Raw genomic sequence first — 15,221 nt, forward strand, 5'->3', positions numbered from 1 at the left:
TTACGCTAGCGGCTGTCCCGGAGTTTTCCACAGAGCTGTTCCTGGCGGCGAAAAGGGCATGGATTGAAGCTGCACCTGCACCTCCTTTCGGACTCCACCGGCGAGACGCTGGAGAACATCGCCAAGGCGGCGCTGGCCCAGTTCGACGATGTCGAGACGGTCCGCCATTTTTGGCCGATGGTACGCTCGGAAACGCATCTCGAGCGTATCCTTCAGGAAATCGGCCAAAATCCGGGGCTGGTAGTGTTTACCCTGGTCAACAGCCAGATCCGCGAGATGCTGGAGGGCCGGTGCGCCGCAATGGGTCTTCCCGCGATTGCGCCGCTCGACAGCGTGTCCAACGCGCTGTCGATGTTGTTGGGTCAGGAAGCCAAGGCGCGGCCCGGGCGCCAGCATGTCCTCGACGCCGCCTATTTCGCGCGGGTCGATGCGATCCAGTTCACCATCGCGCATGATGACGGCGTCAATTGGGAGAATTGGGAGGAAGCCGATATCGTGCTGGCGGGCGTATCGCGCACGTCGAAGACGCCGACTTCCATCTATCTCGCCAATAGGGGGTTCAAGACCGCGAACATCCCGATCGTCGTCGAAAGTCCGCCGCCGACCAAATTGTACGAACTCAAAAAGCCGCTGGTCGTCGGGCTGACTACCAGCGCCGACCGGCTGATCCAGGTGCGCCGCAACCGGCTGCTGTCACTAAACGAGGAAACCGAGACCAGCTACGTCGATCAGGAAGCGGTGAAGGCGGAGGTCGCCTATGCCCGGCGGATGTTCGCCGATAACGACTGGCCTGTGATCGACGTGACGCGGCGCTCGATCGAGGAAACTGCGGCGGCGATCATTACCATGTGCAGCGAGCGCAAGGCGGTCGGGGCATGAGGCTGATCCTGGCGTCGAACAGCGCGTCGCGAAAGGCGATGCTGACGGATGCAGGCATACCGTTCGCGGCCGAGGCGAGCGGCGCGGACGAGGATGCGGCAAAGGCGGCTTTGGCCGAAGTCGGCACGTCTGCGCGTGACACCGCCGATGCGCTGGCCGAGTTGAAGGCGATTAAAGTGTCGATGCGGCATCCGTCCGATCTGGTGCTGGGCAGCGATTCGATCGTGGTGCTGGACGACGGCACGATCCTCGACAAGCCCGCGACGCGCGACGATGCCGAGCGGCATTTGAACGCGATGTCGGGTAAGACCCATCGGCTGATTTCGGCAGCGGTCGTCGCCGAGGCCGGACGCCCGGTATGGCGACATGTCGATATCGCCAAATTGCAGGTTCGCGCGCTGTCGGACGATTTCATCCGGACCTATCTCGATGCCGAATGGCCTGCGATTGCCGGGTGCGTCGGTTGCTTTCGGATCGAGGGGCCGGGGGTGCAATTGTTCGCGCGGACCGAGGGGAGCCACTTCACGATATTGGGGATGCCGTTGCTTCCAGTCCTCGATTTTCTGCGCGTTCGGGGCATATTGGCGTCATGACGAAGCCCGATGCCCCCCCTTATGCAGACGTGATCGGCGATCCGATCGCTCAGTCCAAGTCGCCGCTGATTCACGGATACTGGATCGAGCGGTTGGGACTGGAGGCGGCCTATCGCGCGACGCATGTCACCGCAGAGGGGCTTTCCGACTATATCGCCCGCCGCCGTGACGACGCCGACTGGCGTGGGTGCAACGTCACCATGCCGCACAAGCTGGCGGTGATGGATCTGGTCGATGATCCAGGAGGTGTGCGCGGATCGATCGGTGCGATGAACACGATTTTGCGCCAGCCCGACGGGTCGCTGATCGGCACCAACACCGACGCCGCCGGATTCTACGCGCCGCTTGCCGATTTCGACCTCGAAGGCGCGCCGGTCGCGCTTTACGGGACCGGTGGCGCAGCACGCGCAGTGCTGTTCGCGTTCAAACAGATGCGCGTCGGGCCGGTGACGATGTTCGCGCGCAATCCGCTGAAGGCGGCGGGGCTGCTCGCGACCTTCGGGTTGAAGGGTGATGTGGTGTCGATCGATTCCCCGCTGCCCCCGGTCGCGTTGCTGGTGAACGCTAGCGCGCTTGGCATGACCGGACAGCCTGCATTGTCGCCCGATCTGTCGGTGCTGCCGGACGACGCCGTGATTTACGATATTGTCTATAGTCCGCTGGAGACGCCGTTGCTCGCAGCGGCGCGAGCGCGCGACCTCGCGACCATCGACGGGCTGGAGATGCTGATCGGTCAGGCAGCGGCGGCGTTCGAGCTGTTCTTCGGCAAGGCTCCGCCGCGCGACGATGCAAGCGAAACCGAATTGCGGCGGAGACTGACGTCATGATCACCATCGGGCTGACCGGCTCCATTGGCATGGGTAAATCGACCGTCGCGCAGATGTTTCGCGACGAAGGTATCCCTGTGTTCGACGCAGACGACGCGGTGCATGAATTGCAGGGAGTAGGCGGGCGGCTGGTGGCGGAAATCGAGCGGCATTTTCCTGGCACGACGGGGCCGCAAGGTGTCGATCGCCAGGCGCTGGGCGCGCAGGTGTTCGACAACGAGCCCGCGATGCGCAAGCTGGAGGCGATCGTCCACCCGGCGGTCGGCGAGGAGCGCCGGCGCTTCATCGATTCGCATGGCAGCGCGCCGTTGGTGGTGCTCGACATCCCGCTCTTGTTCGAAACCGGCGGTGCCGCGCATGTCGATCGCATCGTCGTCGTGTCGGCCGACGCGCAGACCCAGCGCGACCGGGTGCTGGCGCGCTCGGGTATGACCGAGGCCAAGTTTCTGACGATCCTCGAAAAACAGACGCCCGATGCGGAAAAGCGCGCGCGTGCCGATCATGTGATCGATACCGGCACGCCGATTTCCGAAACCCGCGATCAGGTTCGCGCGCTGATCGCTTGCCTGTTGCCGCAAGCAGGTTGATAATCCCACCCATGCGCGAAATCATCTTCGACACCGAAACCACGGGATTGAGCTTCTCGGGGGGTGACCGGCTGGTCGAGATCGGTTGTATCGAGATGATCAATCGGGTGGAGACGGGGCGGACCTTTCACGCGTATGTCAATCCGCAGCGGTCGATGCCGCCCGAGGCACAGGCGGTGCACGGCTTGTCCGAAACCTTCCTGTCCGACAAGCCGCTGTTCGCCGATATCTGTGAAGACTTGCTCGCGTTCCTGGGCGATTGTCCGCTGATCGCGCACAATGCCAATTTCGACATGGGATTCCTGAACGGCGAGCTGAAGCTTTGCGGTCGGGCAATCGTGCCGATGGACCGGATGGTCGATACGCTGGTGATCGCGCGGACCCGCCATCCGGGTGCCAAGCATAGCCTGGACGCGCTGTGCAATCGCTATGGCATCGACCGCAGCCACCGCACGCTCCACGGCGCGCTGCTCGACGCGCAATTGCTCGCGCAGGTCTATGTCGAGCTGCGCGGCGGACGCCAGATCGGGCTAGGATTGGCAGAAGTGGTGGTCGAGGAAGTCGCGATATCGACGGTGAGCGTCCAGCGCGCAATACGCCCGCCACGGGTGTTTGCGGTGAGCGATGCCGAGCTTGCGCGCCACGCCGCCTTCGTCGCGGGGCTGAAAGATCCATTGTGGGGGACCGCCGCATCCGGTTGATGCGTTGAGCGTGTCGGCGGGTGTGACGACCCGTCGATATTACGTTCATCTCTAAGGAGGAAAAACATGGAAATCCGCGTCTCGGGACATCAGGTCGACACGGGCGAAGCGCTCAAGACTCACGTCCAGGACCGCCTCCAGGGGATCGCCGACAAATATTTCTCTCGCGCGTTATCGGCACACGCGATTTTCGGGAAAGGCCCACATGACAGCTTCACCTGCGACATCATCGCGCATGTGATGCAGGGGCTAGTCCTGAAGGCATCCGACAATGCGCAGAACGCGCACGCCGCGTTTGAAGGTGCCGCCGACAAGATCGAAAAACAGCTCCGCCGCTATATGCGCCGGTTGAAGGATCGCAAGACCGCACCCGTCGCGCCCATCGATGCCGATGCAGGCATGTTCGACAATGCCGGATACACCGTGTTCGGCGGTGGACAGGAAGAGGAAGAGGTCGAGGACGCGCCCCTGATCATCGCCGAAACCCGCGTCGATGTGCCCGATGCCAGCGTGTCGGATGCAGTGATGATGCTCGACCTACGCAACACCAACGCGCTGCTGTTCAAAAATAGCGGGACGGGGGCGTTCAATATGGTCTATCGGCGCCACGACGGAACCATAGGCTGGGTCGAGCCCAATCGCGGCTGACCACGACCGGACCTGTAATGCGAAGGACGGACGCGCGCGCAGCGTATGGCGCGCGCGTCCGATATTTGATTGATGACCGACCTGACCGATCTGCTGATTCCCGAAGCCGTGCTGGCCGATATGCCGGTGGCGGGGAAGAAGAAATTGTTCGCGCAACTGGGCGACGCCGCGCATCGCGCCTGGGGTCTGGACGCGCGCATGGTAACCGACCGGATCGCGGACCGCGAACGGCTGGGCACCACCGGGTTTGGGTTGGGAGTCGCGATACCGCATGGCCGGATCGACGGAATCGACCGGGTGCGCGGGCTGTTCGTGCGGCTGGCCCAGCCGGTCGATTTCGACGCGATCGACGATGCGCCGGTCGATCTGGTGTTCATGCTGTTGTCGCCGGGCGATGCCGGGGCGGAGCATCTGAAGGCACTAGCGCGCGTGTCGCGGGCGATGCGCGACCGCGGTTTCGCGGACAAGCTGCGCGGCGCGGGCAGCGGCGATGCGCTATATGCGCTGCTGGCGGGGGTAGAGGCGCGTGACGCTGCCTGACGGCGAAGCGAGCGCGGGCGCGTCGCGCCATTACCGTGCGCTCGAATCACTTTATGCCGCCGCACCGATCAACCGGTTCTTCGAATCGCGGCTGGAAATCGTCGATGCAGGGCTTTCGCGGATTCATTTCACCATCGACGAACGCCATTTCCACGCGGGAGGCGCGGCGCATGGGACCAGCTATTTTAAGATGCTTGACGATGCGGCCTTTTATGCTGCGAACAGCCTGGTCACCGACCGGTTCCTGCTGACGACGCAGTTCAACCTGCTGTTCACTCGCCCCTTGTCGGTCGGGCCGGTAATTGCGGAGGGGCGCTGGATTTCGGGCCAGCGTCGGGTGTTCGTCGCCGATGCGCGACTGATCGGGCCGGATGGTGACGAAGCGGCGCGCGGCACCGGCACGTTCATGCGCTCGCGAATCGCGCTCGCCGACCTGCCCGGTTACCGCATTCCGGCATGAACGATCGGCTGCCGACACATCTGCTCGCCAGTGCGCTGGTGCGCCGCGTGAATCAGGCAGGCGGATCAGCGATGATCCTGGCCAAGGGGCATGCGGAAGCGGGCGCGATCCTGGTCCTGACGCTCGATCGCGGGGTCGATCCCCGGTTTTTCGAACGGGGTATGGGTCAAAGCGGGACAGTCCAACTGATTGCATCGGGACCGGACAGCTTTGCCGATTCGCATGCCGTCACCGATTACTGGCAGCGCAGGCGGCGCAGCGACCCCGATTTATGGGTGATCGAGGTCGATGTCGCAGAGGCAGAACGATTCGTCGCTGAAACGATCGTCCAGGGTTGACTTTGCTGCACTGCGACAAGATAGGGCGCGTCTGTTTTGATGCGTTGTGCCGTTTGCCGGGTCTTTGCCGGGCGGTTACGCAGTCGGGGGATCACCCGGACGTCGGCGATCGATAGCGATCCTTGTGCCCGGCGTTCCGCGGATCAACCGCATTTGAACGTTTGTAGATGAAGTTTCCGTTTCGCGCCGCGTCCTTCGCGGCGATTGTCGTTGCTGCTGCCGGTACGCTCGCGGCCACGACTCCCACGATCGCCCAGGAGCAAGTCCCCATAGCGATCGAACAAGATGTAAATGGTCGAGCCGTCACTTCGGTTCCCGCCCCCGCCCCGCAAGCCGTCCCCACCGTGTGGATGCCCGGGGAAATCGTTCAGCCCCTCCCCGCCGAAACGCAGGAAGACGATGCGAGCGATGCCGCACGCGCCGAATTCGCGTCGCTGGCCGCTGCGGTCGATGCGCATCACGGCACCGACGATCTGAACGAAGAACTCCGCTGCCTCGCCACGGGAGTTTATTTCGAATCGAAGGGCGAACCGCTGGCCGGCCAGCTCGCGGTTGCCGACGTCATCCTCAACCGCTCGCAATCTGGGCGCTTCCCGGGTTCGGTCTGTTCGGTGCTGACCCAGCGCGGACAGTTCTCGTTCGTGCGCGGCGGCAAGCTGCCGTCGGTCAATCCGGGCAGCAAGGCATGGAAGACCGCGGTCGCCGTTGCCCGCGTCGCGCAGGCCGAAGCATGGGAAAGCCCCACCGATGGCGCGCTGTTCTTTCATGCCCGCTATGTCTCACCGCGTTGGCGGCTGGCGCGTGTCGGATCGGTCGGCAACCACATCTTCTACCGCTAAGGGCAACCGAGCCCTTTCAACTGTTCCCCACTTGTTCTAGAGTTGCGGCATGAATATGCCGTCGCCCGCGTCCACGTCGATCTCCCCTCCCCCCCTCGTGGCGATCGACGTGGCGCGCGGCGTTAGCCGGATGCTGCTGCGCCACGATTATGTGGCGATGGCCGAAGTGCCGCTGGCAGGTGGCCGCCGTGCCGACCTGATGGCGATCGACGGCAAGGGCCGGATCGTCATCGTCGAGATCAAGGTATCGCGTGCCGACCTGCTCGGCGACTGCAAATGGACAGAATATCTCGACCATTGCGACCGATTCTTCTGGGCGGTGCCGGGTGGCTTCGATGCCTCCCCGCTCGATGGCGCGGCATTCATGCCCGAACGATCGGGGGTGATCGTCGCCGATCGCTACGACGCCGCGATCATGCGAGAGGCGACGAGCGCGGCAATGCCCGCCCATATGCGCAAGACCTGCACGCTTGCCTTTGCGCGGCGTGCCGGACGCAGGCTGTTAGGCCTGGTCGATCCCGATGCGGAGATTCTGTTTTGATGAAATTTGGGCGTTAGGCGGGTCGCGTTCGCTCAGCGGACGCGGGGACCGCTGACCGTCGCTGCCTTCGCCTTTGGCGCGTCTTCGATGAGCTTCAAAATCGGCCGCGAACGCCCGTCGCGGGTGGCATAGTCGCGTGCCGACATCCCGGCGAAACTGTCCGATTGATCAGGATCGGCCCCGGCTTCGAGCAACACGCGTACTGCCGCCAGATTGCGGTTCTGCACCGCGCGGATCAGCGGGGTCTCTCCCCGAGAATTGCCCGCGTTCATGTTCGCCTTGTACCGCGCCAGGATCGGGATCGCATCGACGAAGCCATTCTCCACCGCGATCATCGCCGCGGTATTGCCCTGCCCATCCTCCATATTGGGATTGGCACCCTTTTGCAGCAGAAAGCGCAGATAGACCGCATCGCTACGCCGGGTGACGATGTGCAGTGCGCCATCGCCATTGGCGCCGCGCGTATTGATGATGGTCGATCCCGGCTGATTGAGCGTCGCGGTGACCTTTTCGCCCTCTGAATCGCGCACCGATTCCAGAAACTGGTAACCGGGCGAGTAATTCTGGGCGGTGGCAATGCCGGGGGTCAGCGACAGCGCGAGCGCGGCGATCGACAGGCGGAGGGTCATTGGTGTTGGGTATCCCGATACTCTGACTCGAACTTGCGCTTGGGCATCTAACAGATCATGGCTGGCTTCGCCATGAACCAGATCGTTTTTCGCAGCGCCATCGCTGCCGCCCTGCTCGCGCTCGCCGGATGCGGCGATGCCTCCCCCGCCGACAATGCCACTGCCGAAGCCCCGCTTGCCGGCGCGACGATCGGCGGGCCGTTCACCCTGACCAACCAGGATGGCGAGCGGGTTAGCGACACCGAATTCGCAGGCAAATACCGCGTGATGTATTTCGGCTATACCTATTGCCCCGACATCTGCCCGGTCGATGCCCAGCGGATCGGTGCAGCGGTGCGGTTACTGGAAAAGACCGATCCGGCAATCGCGGAGCGGATCGTACCGTTCTTCGTCACGGTCGACCCCCAGCGCGACGGCCCCGCCGAAGTGAAGGCGTTCGTATCTAACTTTCACCCGAGGATGGTCGGGCTGACGGGAACGCCCGAAGAAATCGCCGCGGTCGCCAAGCGATTTGCTATCTACTACGCTGCCCAGCCGACCAGCGAAGGCGGCGGTTATCTGGTCGATCACCAGCAGCTCTCCTATCTGATGGGGCCGAACGGAGAGCCGATCGCGCTGTTGCCCGTCGAGGAAAGCCCCGAGGCGATCGCGGCCGAGATCAAGCGCTGGGTGACGTGACGACCAAGCCGTTCTGGGAAACCACGCCGCTCCACAAGATGGACCGTGCGCAGTGGGAGGCATTGTGCGACGGCTGCGGCAAATGCTGCCTCCACAAGCTGGAAGATGACGAGACGGGTGAGGTTCATGCGACCAATGTCGCGTGCCGGTTGCTCGACAGCCAGACCGCACTTTGCACCGATTATCGTCATCGCCGAGCGCATGTGCCCGAATGCGTGCGGCTGACCCCGCAATCGCTGGCCACCATCGCCTGGCTCCCGTCCACCTGTGCCTATCGCCTGTTGGCGGAAGGACAGACGCTCCAGCCCTGGCATTACCTGATTTCGGGTGACCGGGAGACGGTTCACACTGCCGGGATTTCGACCCGCGGCTGGACGGTGTCCGAAGTCGTGGCGGGAGACCTCGAACATCATCTGACCGACCGAGTGTTGTGAGCGAAGCGCCCGAGATCACCGTCGTTCGCAATCCGCGATCCCGCGGTGCGAAGCTGTCAGTGGACCGGGTGACCGGCGAGATTCGTCTCACCATTCCGCCGCGCGCATCGGCGCGGTCGGCACTGGCCTGGGCGCAGGGGCAACAGGCGTGGATTGCGGCACAACAATCGAAACTGCCATGCGCGCAGCCGATCCGCGACGGTAGCCTGTTGACGGTGGACAGCGTGCCGCTGACCGCGCGCATGGTGGATGGGGGGCCGCGCACGCCGCAGATCGAGGACGGTGCGCTGATCTGTACTGGACCGGAAGCACTGTTTCAGGCGCGCATCTTGCGCTGGCTGCGTCGCGAAGCGTTGCGGCTGTTGAGTGTGGACACCGCCGAATTCGCAGGCCGCGCGGGTGTCGTCGTCAGCGGTGTGTCGGTGGGCGATCCGCGCGGGCGCTGGGGGAGTTGTTCCTCAACAGGCGCAATCCGTTATTCGTGGCGACTGGTGCTCAGCCCCGCCTGGGTCCGCCGCGCGATCGTCGCGCATGAAGTCGCACACCGGGTGCATATGAATCACGGTCGCGAGTTCCGCGCGCTGGAGGCGGAATTGTCCCACGGAAAGGCGGTGCTGGCGCGCGCCTGGCTACGCGGCAATGGCGTCGCGCTGCACTGGGTGGGGCGGGAATAGCCGGGAATGATCCGCGCGATCGGGGTCAGACGATCTCGAACAATCCGGCAGCCCCCATGCCGCCTGCGGTACACATCGACACCACCACCCAGCGTACGCCGCGCTTCCGTCCCTCGATCAGCGCGTGGCCAACAAGGCGCGTGCCGGTCATGCCGAACGGATGGCCGACCGCGATCGCGCCGCCGTTGACGTTGAGCTTGTCGGGGTCGATGCCCAGCGTGTCGCGGCAATAAAGCGCCTGGCTCGCAAACGCTTCGTTGATTTCCCACAAGCCGATATCGCCGACTGACAGACCGGCGCGTGCCAACAATTTGGGCACTGCGAAGACCGGGCCGATGCCCATTTCGTCGGGCGCGCATCCTGCGACCTGAAACCCGCGATAGATGCCCAAAATATCCTTGCCCTCGGCCTCTGCCGTCTTGCGGTCCATCAGCAATTGTGCCGATGCGCCGTCCGACAATTGGCTGGCATTGCCCGCGGTGACGTGGCGTCCTTCGGGGACGAACTGCCCGTCCTTCCACACCGGTTTGAGCGCCGATAGCGCCTCAAGCGTGGTTCCCGCGCGAATGCCTTCGTCCTGGGTGACGGTCACCGTCTCGGTGCCCGTGCGATTGCCCGCCTTGTCGAACAACGCCTTTTCGACCGTGATCGGGACGATTTCTTGGGCGAACGCGCCGCTGGCCAAACCGGCCTCCGCGCGTTGCTGGCTCATCGCGCCGAAGGCGTCCTGCGCCTCGCGGCTGATACCATAGCGTTCCGCGACGATCTCTGCGGTCTCGATCATCGGGATATAGGCGGCAGGCTCCTTCGCCAGCACCGCTTGCGACGGCGCGCGCGGTGCGTCCTTGGTCACGGTCAGGCTGATCGATTCCTGGCCGCCCGCGAGCGCGACTTCGATTTCGTCGCACATGATCGATCGCGCCGCCAGCGCCACGGCGTTCAACCCCGACCCGCATTTGCGGTCGAGCGTGAAGGCGGGGATCGACTGCGGCAATCCGGCGGCGAAGATCGCCATGCGCCCGGCATTGGCCCCGGTCGCGCCCCATTGGTTGCCCACGCCCCAGAACACGTCGTCGATCCGCGCGGGGTCGATGCCTGCCCGCTCGACCACCGCATTCATCACATGGCCGCCAAGGATCGGCGCTTCGGTCGCGTTGAACGCGCCGCGATAGGCCTTGCCGATGGCGGTGCGAGCAGTGGCGACGATGGCGGCTTCGCGCATGGGATCGTTCCTTTGCGGTTTCGGGTATTGCCCAATCCCTAGAGAATTCGCCACCGATCGCAAAGTTGGAAGATCGGGTCAGTCGGTGAACACCGCCTTGCGCTTTGCCATGCCGGCCATCACCGCTTCGACCTGATTGGGCTGGCGGATCACCTTCGACTGTTCGTCGCTTTCGGCCAGAAGGATCGATTTTCCGTCACTTTCGGCGACCAGATTGGCCAGTCGCTTGGCCGCGCGGATCGCCTGCGGAGAGCGTTCGGCAATCTCGCGCGCCAGGCTCATCGCATGGGCGTGGGGGTCGTCATTCACATGCGTGATAAAGCCGTATTCGGCCGCATCCGCTGTATCGAATTCGCGCGCAGTATAGGTCAGTTCCCGCAGGACATCGTCGCGCACCAACCCGCGCCACAGCGCATAGCCCGCCATATCTGGGACCAGCCCCCATTTCATCTCCATGATCGCAAAGCGCGTTTCCGGTGCGGCAATGCGGATGTCTGCGCCTGACATGATCTGAAACCCGCCGCCGAACGCGATGCCCCTGACGGCTGCAATGACCGGCACCGGCAGCGTGCGCCATCCCCAGGCGACCTGCTGGACGATGTTGGCGTCGCCCCAGGGGCGATGGTCGAGGTCGATGCCCGATCCGCCACTTGCCATCGCCGCCATGTCCAGGCCGGCGCAGAATGCACGGCCTTCGCCCGACAGCACCACGCAGCGCAGGCCTGGCGTCTCCGCCAGCCGGTCGATCGCGGCGACGATGCCGTCGAACATCGGGCGGTCGAGCGCATTGAGCTTGTCCGAACGGTTGAGGCGCACATCGGCGACGCCATCGGTGATCTCGATCGTGACGCGGTCTTCGCTCACCTGATGCTCTCCCTGAATATCTGTGGCGAGCCTATCGTCATCCGGGGGCGAGGCGATAGCCCTTTCCGCGTTCGCTGAGCAGCATCGGATGCGGCTGCCCGCGATCGAGCTTGGCGCGCAGGCGCGAGACATGGACCTGAACGACATTGGTGCCGGGGTCGATCCGCAGTCCCCACACGGCATCCAGCAGCGCGCCGCGGCTGACGACCTGGTCTGCGCGTTCGGCGAGGTGGACGAGTAACGCATATTCGCGCGGCAACAGGTCGATCGGCCGCCCGGCGCGTTGGGCGCTGCGCTGAATGCGGTCGATGACGAGATCGCCGACGCCGATCCGGTTTGTGGGCGCGCGGACGGCAGCGGCAAGGCGGGCGGCGATTTCCTCCGGTCCCGCGCGGCCATCTACGGCGTCGTCGGCACCGGCATCGATCGCGAGCGCCACCATCGCGCTGCCACCCATCGCGCGGAGCACGATCGGCCCGCGCCAGCCGCGACCACGGATGGTATCGACCAGCTCGCGGGCAGGTCCGATCTGCATGCGCCAATCGACGAACAGTGCAGCCAGCCCGCGCCAGTCGGCGGCATCGAACGACACCAGGCTTAATCCGCGCGCCGACGCTGCGGCGTCGAGTCCGGCCAGATTCACGTTGGTTGCGACGATCTTCCCCACCAGCACAATCTTATCGTGCGAGGTGAAGGCTTGCCGACCGATCGGTCCGGTTCGGAGGCGATTGCGCGAGGCCATCCAGCCGGACCGCCGCTGCGAGCGCGATCCGACGCGCCGGATCGGCAGTCGCCCGTTCGAGGATCGGGATCGCCGCATCCGGGTCGGCGCGGAACAAGGCGTCGATCGCGGTCAGCCGCATCCGCTCGCACGGGTGGCGCAATGCAAAGCGCGCCGCCAGATCGATGCCGTTGCCGTCACCGAACCGTGTGCCGAGCGCCAGCAACGCTTCGCCGGGAGTCGTCGTCAGGATCGCATCGACCGTGCCCGCCTGCAGGTCGTAGCGATACTGATCGGTCCAGGGCTGCGCCGGGTCATGCCCCAATATGTTGAGCGACACCGAAAACGCATCGGGCGGAGCCTGCGAATGCACGTCGCGGCGCATCCGGTAGAGCATCAGCTTGCCCGGCCCCAACCGGCTGCGTTCGATGAATCGCAACCCGGCATCCTCGCCGACGCAACCTTGGACGCGTGCGGGATCGACTTCGTAATAATCGCTCCAGTATCCGGGGCCGAGATAACCATAGGTCAGGAACGGAAAATTATGGTCGTGCGGTAGGCCGTAGAAGAATGCTGCCGCGCCGCTCGCGACGAAGGCGGGATCGTGCTCGCTGGGCCAGAAATTGGCGCGGACAACGAACCGCCCATCGGCGGGCCGGAGCAGAAACACCTGCGCGCCATAATCATTGCCCCGCGCTTGCCCATCGCATCGCTGCGCGAGTTCGGCGATCGCCAGATCGGCGAGGAAGCGGGGATTGCGCCCAAGCCGCGCGAGCGCCGGGCCAAGCGAGGCGAACGCATCCTCGTCGCGCACGTCGATCCGGCTGTCGTCGAGGATCGCGAACAAATCATCGAGCGTGATCGCATCGCCACTACCGGGATCGATCGTCCGCGGCATCAGGCGTGCGCCGCCCGCGCGGCTGCGACCTGAACCAGCGTCGCACCGGCAAGCGTGCGAATATCGTCGTTCGGATCACTTGCCGCCATTTCAGTTAGCCGCGTGACCGCGGACTCCGCGTCGCTCGCCAGCCATTGACGCATCGCGTCCCACCGCACGAAAAAGGCCGGGTCGCGGCTCGCCGCATCGAAGGCCGGGCCGCAATCGCCGCGCCCGTTCGCGCGCAGCAAGGTCAGCAGCATCTGGCTGCGCGCCGCGCGTTCGTCGAGCGTCGCGCCGCGGCGTGCGCGCCCGTCGTGGCGATCATATTCGCGCATTACCGGTGCGGCACCGATGCGCAGCGTCGCGGTGAGCGTCACCACATCGCGTGCCGCATTGGTGATCAGCATCGCATCGCTGCGCCCGTCGATGCGCAGCACCACCCCGTCGTCCAGCGCAAGCCGCGGCAGCGGGTGTGCCGGGCCAGCCGTTGCGAGCGTGAAGTCCCCGGCGACCTGTTCCGCCCGCCACCGACGCAGCGTGGCACCGCCGCCAACATGGACGCGCATGATCGACAGCCGACCCGGCACGACGATCGTCGTTGCGGGTTTGCTGCGCCGCAACGCCGCCGCCGACAGCAAGGTCGCGGTGAGCGAGCCGGTCGGGCAGTCGTGGATCCGCGCGCTGGTGCGAAGCGCGTCGCGGCTGACCTTGAACGGCGGATCGAACAGCGGATCGGCGGCCAGTGCGTCGATCAACGGCGCGAAGATGGCAGCCACCCATGCCCGATCGGCCAGCAGCCGTGCCGCATGGGTAGCGGCGGTTTCCACGTCCGCCACCCCGTCCCATGCATCGCGCAACCGCCGGATGGGATCGCCGTCGCGCCACGCCTGTGCGATGCGATGGTTCGGCGCGCGCGCGGCGACGATGGCGTCCCGCAATCGGTTGCTGACGGGCGGCACCACGGGCGCCTCAGCTATTCGGTTGGGTCTCATAGATGATCGTGACCACTGCGATCACCATCTCGAAAATGTCGTCGCCCGATATTTCCGCCACGCGCAACGCGGTGGAGGTCGCGATCTGGGTCGGCAACTCGGCGATTTGGGCGAGGTCGAGCGTGAACTTCATCGCGGTGTCTCCCTTGTCAGGTGCCGGCATCGTGGGCGGGCACCGACAGCCTAACGGGGGCAACGACCGCAATCCGAGTTACAACGATGTAATTTTCGATCTTCGCTCTCCTTCCTGCAGCGACGATTGCCCGTGGCCCCGCGCTTCGTGTAGGCGCTCGTCCATCATGTCGGATGCCAGCCCTGCCAAAGCCGTCGGATTCACCGGCCCGATCGACCCGCAGCGATTTTTCGCCGCGCGGCTGGGTGGGCATGTCGGTGCGCTCGGGATGCGCTATCACGCGCATGGCGAAGACTGGATCGAACTGGCGCTGCCCTATGCCGACAAGCTGATCGGCGATCCTGAAACCGGGGTGATGGCGTCGGGGGCGATTCTGGCGCTGATGGACATGGCGTGCGGATCGTCGATCTGGCTGGCGCGCAAGATGTTCGTGCCGCAGGCGACGCTGGACCTGCGGATCGATTATCTTCGCCCCGCAACGCCCGGCGAGACCGTCATCGGGCGCGCCGAATGCTACCGCGTGACGCGCAGCATCGCGTTCGTCCGCGGCCAGGCACATGACGGCGACCCGAGCGATCCGCTGGCCCAGGTTGCCGCCACCTTCATGTTTACCGGTGCACCGACATGAGCCTGCCGCCCTATGCCGAATTCCTGGGAGTGACAGTCGAGCGGTCGGACGACGGCCAGCCGCCGGTGCTGGTCATGCCGTTTTCCTCCGATGTTCCGGGGCGCCCCGGCTTCCTGCATGGTGGGGCGATCGGCGGTCTGCTCGAAATGGCGGCGATCGTCGCGCTCTGGCATGCGCTGGACGACGAGGATGCGCGCGGCAAGCCGATCGGCGTGACGGTCGATTACATGCGCGGCGGACGCGAATTGCCAACGCGTGCGAAAGGGACGGTCACCCGGCTGGGTAGCCGGATCGCCAATGTCGAGGCGGTGGCGTGGCAGGATGATGCGACAAAGCCCATCGCGTCGGCGCGGATGAATTACCTGCTGACACGATAGGGGACCACAGGGACTAACCATCACCCCGTTCGTGCT

General features: G+C 64.8%; 23 protein-coding genes. 16 read left to right on the forward strand and 7 right to left on the reverse strand.

The annotated features are described in order from the left end of the window. Nucleotides 1-63 precede the first annotated feature (63 nt). The 11 genes from ENHY17A_RS01320 (at nucleotide 64) to ENHY17A_RS01370 (ending at nucleotide 6,953) form a co-directional block, all read left to right on the forward strand. Nucleotides 64-879, forward strand: coding sequence for a pyruvate, water dikinase regulatory protein (locus ENHY17A_RS01320; RefSeq protein WP_159709401.1), 816 nt, complete (start codon nucleotides 64-66; stop codon nucleotides 877-879). After that, entirely contained in the window at nucleotides 876-1,472 is a 597-nt protein-coding gene (locus ENHY17A_RS01325) for a Maf family protein (protein ID WP_159709402.1), read from the forward strand. The genes ENHY17A_RS01320 and ENHY17A_RS01325 overlap by 4 nt, the downstream gene beginning before the upstream one ends. After that, nucleotides 1,469-2,299 (forward strand): shikimate dehydrogenase family protein, encoded by an 831-nt coding sequence (locus ENHY17A_RS01330; protein ID WP_159709403.1) that lies wholly within the window; start codon nucleotides 1,469-1,471, stop codon nucleotides 2,297-2,299. Before ENHY17A_RS01325 ends, ENHY17A_RS01330 begins: the two co-directional genes overlap by 4 nt. Beyond that, a complete protein-coding gene (coaE, locus tag ENHY17A_RS01335) occupies nucleotides 2,296-2,886 on the forward strand; it encodes a dephospho-CoA kinase (RefSeq protein WP_159709404.1) in 591 nt (196 codons plus the stop codon). Before ENHY17A_RS01330 ends, coaE begins: the two co-directional genes overlap by 4 nt. A gap of 11 nt (nucleotides 2,887-2,897) precedes the next feature. Then, the gene (gene dnaQ / locus ENHY17A_RS01340; protein WP_159709405.1) at nucleotides 2,898-3,587 is read left to right on the forward strand and encodes a DNA polymerase III subunit epsilon; all 690 of its coding nucleotides are present in this window, start codon (nucleotides 2,898-2,900) and stop codon (nucleotides 3,585-3,587) included. 66 nt (nucleotides 3,588-3,653) lie between these two features. Continuing rightward, a complete protein-coding gene (gene hpf, locus ENHY17A_RS01345) occupies nucleotides 3,654-4,235 on the forward strand; it encodes a ribosome hibernation-promoting factor, HPF/YfiA family (RefSeq protein WP_159709406.1) in 582 nt (193 codons plus the stop codon). A gap of 72 nt (nucleotides 4,236-4,307) precedes the next feature. Further along, nucleotides 4,308-4,775: a PTS sugar transporter subunit IIA gene (locus ENHY17A_RS01350; protein WP_159709407.1), complete on the forward strand. Its 468-nt coding sequence runs from the start codon at nucleotides 4,308-4,310 to the stop codon at nucleotides 4,773-4,775. After that, nucleotides 4,762-5,235, forward strand: a complete 474-nt coding sequence (locus ENHY17A_RS01355) for a PaaI family thioesterase (protein WP_159709408.1) — start codon at nucleotides 4,762-4,764, stop codon at nucleotides 5,233-5,235. The genes ENHY17A_RS01350 and ENHY17A_RS01355 overlap by 14 nt, the downstream gene beginning before the upstream one ends. Then, nucleotides 5,232-5,573 carry a DUF1491 family protein gene (locus tag ENHY17A_RS01360; RefSeq protein WP_159709409.1) on the forward strand — a complete coding sequence of 114 codons (342 nt, stop codon included), beginning with the start codon at nucleotides 5,232-5,234 and terminating at the stop codon, nucleotides 5,571-5,573. Before ENHY17A_RS01355 ends, ENHY17A_RS01360 begins: the two co-directional genes overlap by 4 nt. Nucleotides 5,574-5,923: 350 nt before the next feature. Next, on the forward strand, nucleotides 5,924-6,412 hold the full coding sequence (locus tag ENHY17A_RS01365; protein WP_236547686.1) for a cell wall hydrolase: 489 nt from the start codon (nucleotides 5,924-5,926) through the stop codon (nucleotides 6,410-6,412). Between the two features lie 49 nt (nucleotides 6,413-6,461). Then, a complete protein-coding gene (locus ENHY17A_RS01370) occupies nucleotides 6,462-6,953 on the forward strand; it encodes an MmcB family DNA repair protein (RefSeq protein ID WP_159709411.1) in 492 nt (163 codons plus the stop codon). A 32-nt stretch (nucleotides 6,954-6,985) separates the two neighbouring features. Here ENHY17A_RS01370 and ENHY17A_RS01375 read toward each other — a convergent pair whose 3' ends face one another. Then, nucleotides 6,986-7,582: an ankyrin repeat domain-containing protein gene (locus ENHY17A_RS01375; protein WP_159709412.1), complete on the reverse strand. Its 597-nt coding sequence runs from the start codon at nucleotides 7,580-7,582 to the stop codon at nucleotides 6,986-6,988. Between the two features lie 57 nt (nucleotides 7,583-7,639). Here ENHY17A_RS01375 and ENHY17A_RS01380 point away from each other — a divergent pair, with 57 nt between their 5' ends. The 3 genes from ENHY17A_RS01380 to ENHY17A_RS01390 are packed head-to-tail and all read left to right on the forward strand — an operon-like array spanning nucleotide 7,640 to nucleotide 9,368. After that, nucleotides 7,640-8,260 (forward strand): SCO family protein, encoded by a 621-nt coding sequence (locus ENHY17A_RS01380; protein WP_236547687.1) that lies wholly within the window; start codon nucleotides 7,640-7,642, stop codon nucleotides 8,258-8,260. Then, nucleotides 8,248-8,694 (forward strand): YcgN family cysteine cluster protein, encoded by a 447-nt coding sequence (locus ENHY17A_RS01385; RefSeq protein ID WP_159714006.1) that lies wholly within the window; start codon nucleotides 8,248-8,250, stop codon nucleotides 8,692-8,694. Before ENHY17A_RS01380 ends, ENHY17A_RS01385 begins: the two co-directional genes overlap by 13 nt. Beyond that, nucleotides 8,691-9,368, forward strand: a complete 678-nt coding sequence (locus tag ENHY17A_RS01390) for a M48 family metallopeptidase (protein ID WP_159709414.1) — start codon at nucleotides 8,691-8,693, stop codon at nucleotides 9,366-9,368. Before ENHY17A_RS01385 ends, ENHY17A_RS01390 begins: the two co-directional genes overlap by 4 nt. Before the next feature lie 25 nt (nucleotides 9,369-9,393). On the opposite strand, the gene ENHY17A_RS01395 is transcribed toward ENHY17A_RS01390, so the two are convergent. From ENHY17A_RS01395 to ENHY17A_RS01420, 6 genes are all read right to left on the reverse strand, one after another. Next, nucleotides 9,394-10,590 carry an acetyl-CoA C-acyltransferase gene (locus ENHY17A_RS01395; RefSeq protein WP_159709415.1) on the reverse strand — a complete coding sequence of 399 codons (1,197 nt, stop codon included), beginning with the start codon at nucleotides 10,588-10,590 and terminating at the stop codon, nucleotides 9,394-9,396. Between the two features lie 78 nt (nucleotides 10,591-10,668). Continuing rightward, a complete protein-coding gene (locus ENHY17A_RS01400) occupies nucleotides 10,669-11,454 on the reverse strand; it encodes a crotonase/enoyl-CoA hydratase family protein (protein WP_236547688.1) in 786 nt (261 codons plus the stop codon). Between the two features lie 37 nt (nucleotides 11,455-11,491). Then, nucleotides 11,492-12,121: a winged helix-turn-helix transcriptional regulator gene (locus ENHY17A_RS01405; protein WP_159709417.1), complete on the reverse strand. Its 630-nt coding sequence runs from the start codon at nucleotides 12,119-12,121 to the stop codon at nucleotides 11,492-11,494. A 10-nt stretch (nucleotides 12,122-12,131) separates the two neighbouring features. After that, nucleotides 12,132-13,073, reverse strand: a complete 942-nt coding sequence (locus ENHY17A_RS01410) for a HEAT repeat domain-containing protein (protein ID WP_159709418.1) — start codon at nucleotides 13,071-13,073, stop codon at nucleotides 12,132-12,134. Next, nucleotides 13,073-14,014, reverse strand: coding sequence for a hypothetical protein (locus ENHY17A_RS01415; protein ID WP_159709419.1), 942 nt, complete (start codon nucleotides 14,012-14,014; stop codon nucleotides 13,073-13,075). The genes ENHY17A_RS01410 and ENHY17A_RS01415 overlap by 1 nt, the downstream gene beginning before the upstream one ends. Before the next feature lie 10 nt (nucleotides 14,015-14,024). After that, on the reverse strand, nucleotides 14,025-14,180 hold the full coding sequence (locus tag ENHY17A_RS01420; protein WP_159709420.1) for a hypothetical protein: 156 nt from the start codon (nucleotides 14,178-14,180) through the stop codon (nucleotides 14,025-14,027). A 166-nt stretch (nucleotides 14,181-14,346) separates the two neighbouring features. Between ENHY17A_RS01420 and ENHY17A_RS01425 the strand changes: the two genes are divergently transcribed. Next, nucleotides 14,347-14,808, forward strand: a complete 462-nt coding sequence (locus ENHY17A_RS01425) for a PaaI family thioesterase (protein WP_159709421.1) — start codon at nucleotides 14,347-14,349, stop codon at nucleotides 14,806-14,808. Further along, the gene (locus tag ENHY17A_RS01430; protein ID WP_159709422.1) at nucleotides 14,805-15,185 is read left to right on the forward strand and encodes a PaaI family thioesterase; all 381 of its coding nucleotides are present in this window, start codon (nucleotides 14,805-14,807) and stop codon (nucleotides 15,183-15,185) included. Before ENHY17A_RS01425 ends, ENHY17A_RS01430 begins: the two co-directional genes overlap by 4 nt. Nucleotides 15,186-15,221 lie beyond the last annotated feature (36 nt).

It is taken from the genome of Sphingomonas sp. AX6, assembly GCF_902506605.1.
Classification (GTDB): domain Bacteria; phylum Pseudomonadota; class Alphaproteobacteria; order Sphingomonadales; family Sphingomonadaceae; genus Sphingomonas.

Excerpts from the sequence above, each read along its gene's own strand:
- coaE (WP_159709404.1), top strand. The coding sequence starts at position 2,296 with ATGATCACCATCGGGCTGACCGGCTCCATTGGCATGGGTAAATCGACC.
- ENHY17A_RS01325 (WP_159709402.1), top strand. The coding sequence starts at position 876 with ATGAGGCTGATCCTGGCGTCGAACAGCGCGTCGCGAAAGGCGATGCTG.
- hpf (WP_159709406.1), top strand. The coding sequence starts at position 3,654 with ATGGAAATCCGCGTCTCGGGACATCAGGTCGACACGGGCGAAGCGCTC.
- dnaQ (WP_159709405.1), top strand. The coding sequence starts at position 2,898 with ATGCGCGAAATCATCTTCGACACCGAAACCACGGGATTGAGCTTCTCG.
- ENHY17A_RS01380 (WP_236547687.1), top strand. The coding sequence starts at position 7,640 with ATGGCTGGCTTCGCCATGAACCAGATCGTTTTTCGCAGCGCCATCGCT.
- ENHY17A_RS01365 (WP_236547686.1), top strand. The coding sequence starts at position 5,924 with ATGCCCGGGGAAATCGTTCAGCCCCTCCCCGCCGAAACGCAGGAAGAC.
- ENHY17A_RS01395 (WP_159709415.1), bottom strand. The coding sequence starts at position 10,590 with ATGCGCGAAGCCGCCATCGTCGCCACTGCTCGCACCGCCATCGGCAAG.
- ENHY17A_RS01360 (WP_159709409.1), top strand. The coding sequence starts at position 5,232 with ATGAACGATCGGCTGCCGACACATCTGCTCGCCAGTGCGCTGGTGCGC.
- ENHY17A_RS01410 (WP_159709418.1), bottom strand. The coding sequence starts at position 13,073 with ATGCCGCGGACGATCGATCCCGGTAGTGGCGATGCGATCACGCTCGAT.
- ENHY17A_RS01350 (WP_159709407.1), top strand. The coding sequence starts at position 4,308 with ATGACCGACCTGACCGATCTGCTGATTCCCGAAGCCGTGCTGGCCGAT.
- ENHY17A_RS01425 (WP_159709421.1), top strand. The coding sequence starts at position 14,347 with ATGTCGGATGCCAGCCCTGCCAAAGCCGTCGGATTCACCGGCCCGATC.
- ENHY17A_RS01430 (WP_159709422.1), top strand. The coding sequence starts at position 14,805 with ATGAGCCTGCCGCCCTATGCCGAATTCCTGGGAGTGACAGTCGAGCGG.
- ENHY17A_RS01375 (WP_159709412.1), bottom strand. The coding sequence starts at position 7,582 with ATGACCCTCCGCCTGTCGATCGCCGCGCTCGCGCTGTCGCTGACCCCC.
- ENHY17A_RS01420 (WP_159709420.1), bottom strand. The coding sequence starts at position 14,180 with ATGAAGTTCACGCTCGACCTCGCCCAAATCGCCGAGTTGCCGACCCAG.
- ENHY17A_RS01370 (WP_159709411.1), top strand. The coding sequence starts at position 6,462 with ATGAATATGCCGTCGCCCGCGTCCACGTCGATCTCCCCTCCCCCCCTC.
- ENHY17A_RS01330 (WP_159709403.1), top strand. The coding sequence starts at position 1,469 with ATGACGAAGCCCGATGCCCCCCCTTATGCAGACGTGATCGGCGATCCG.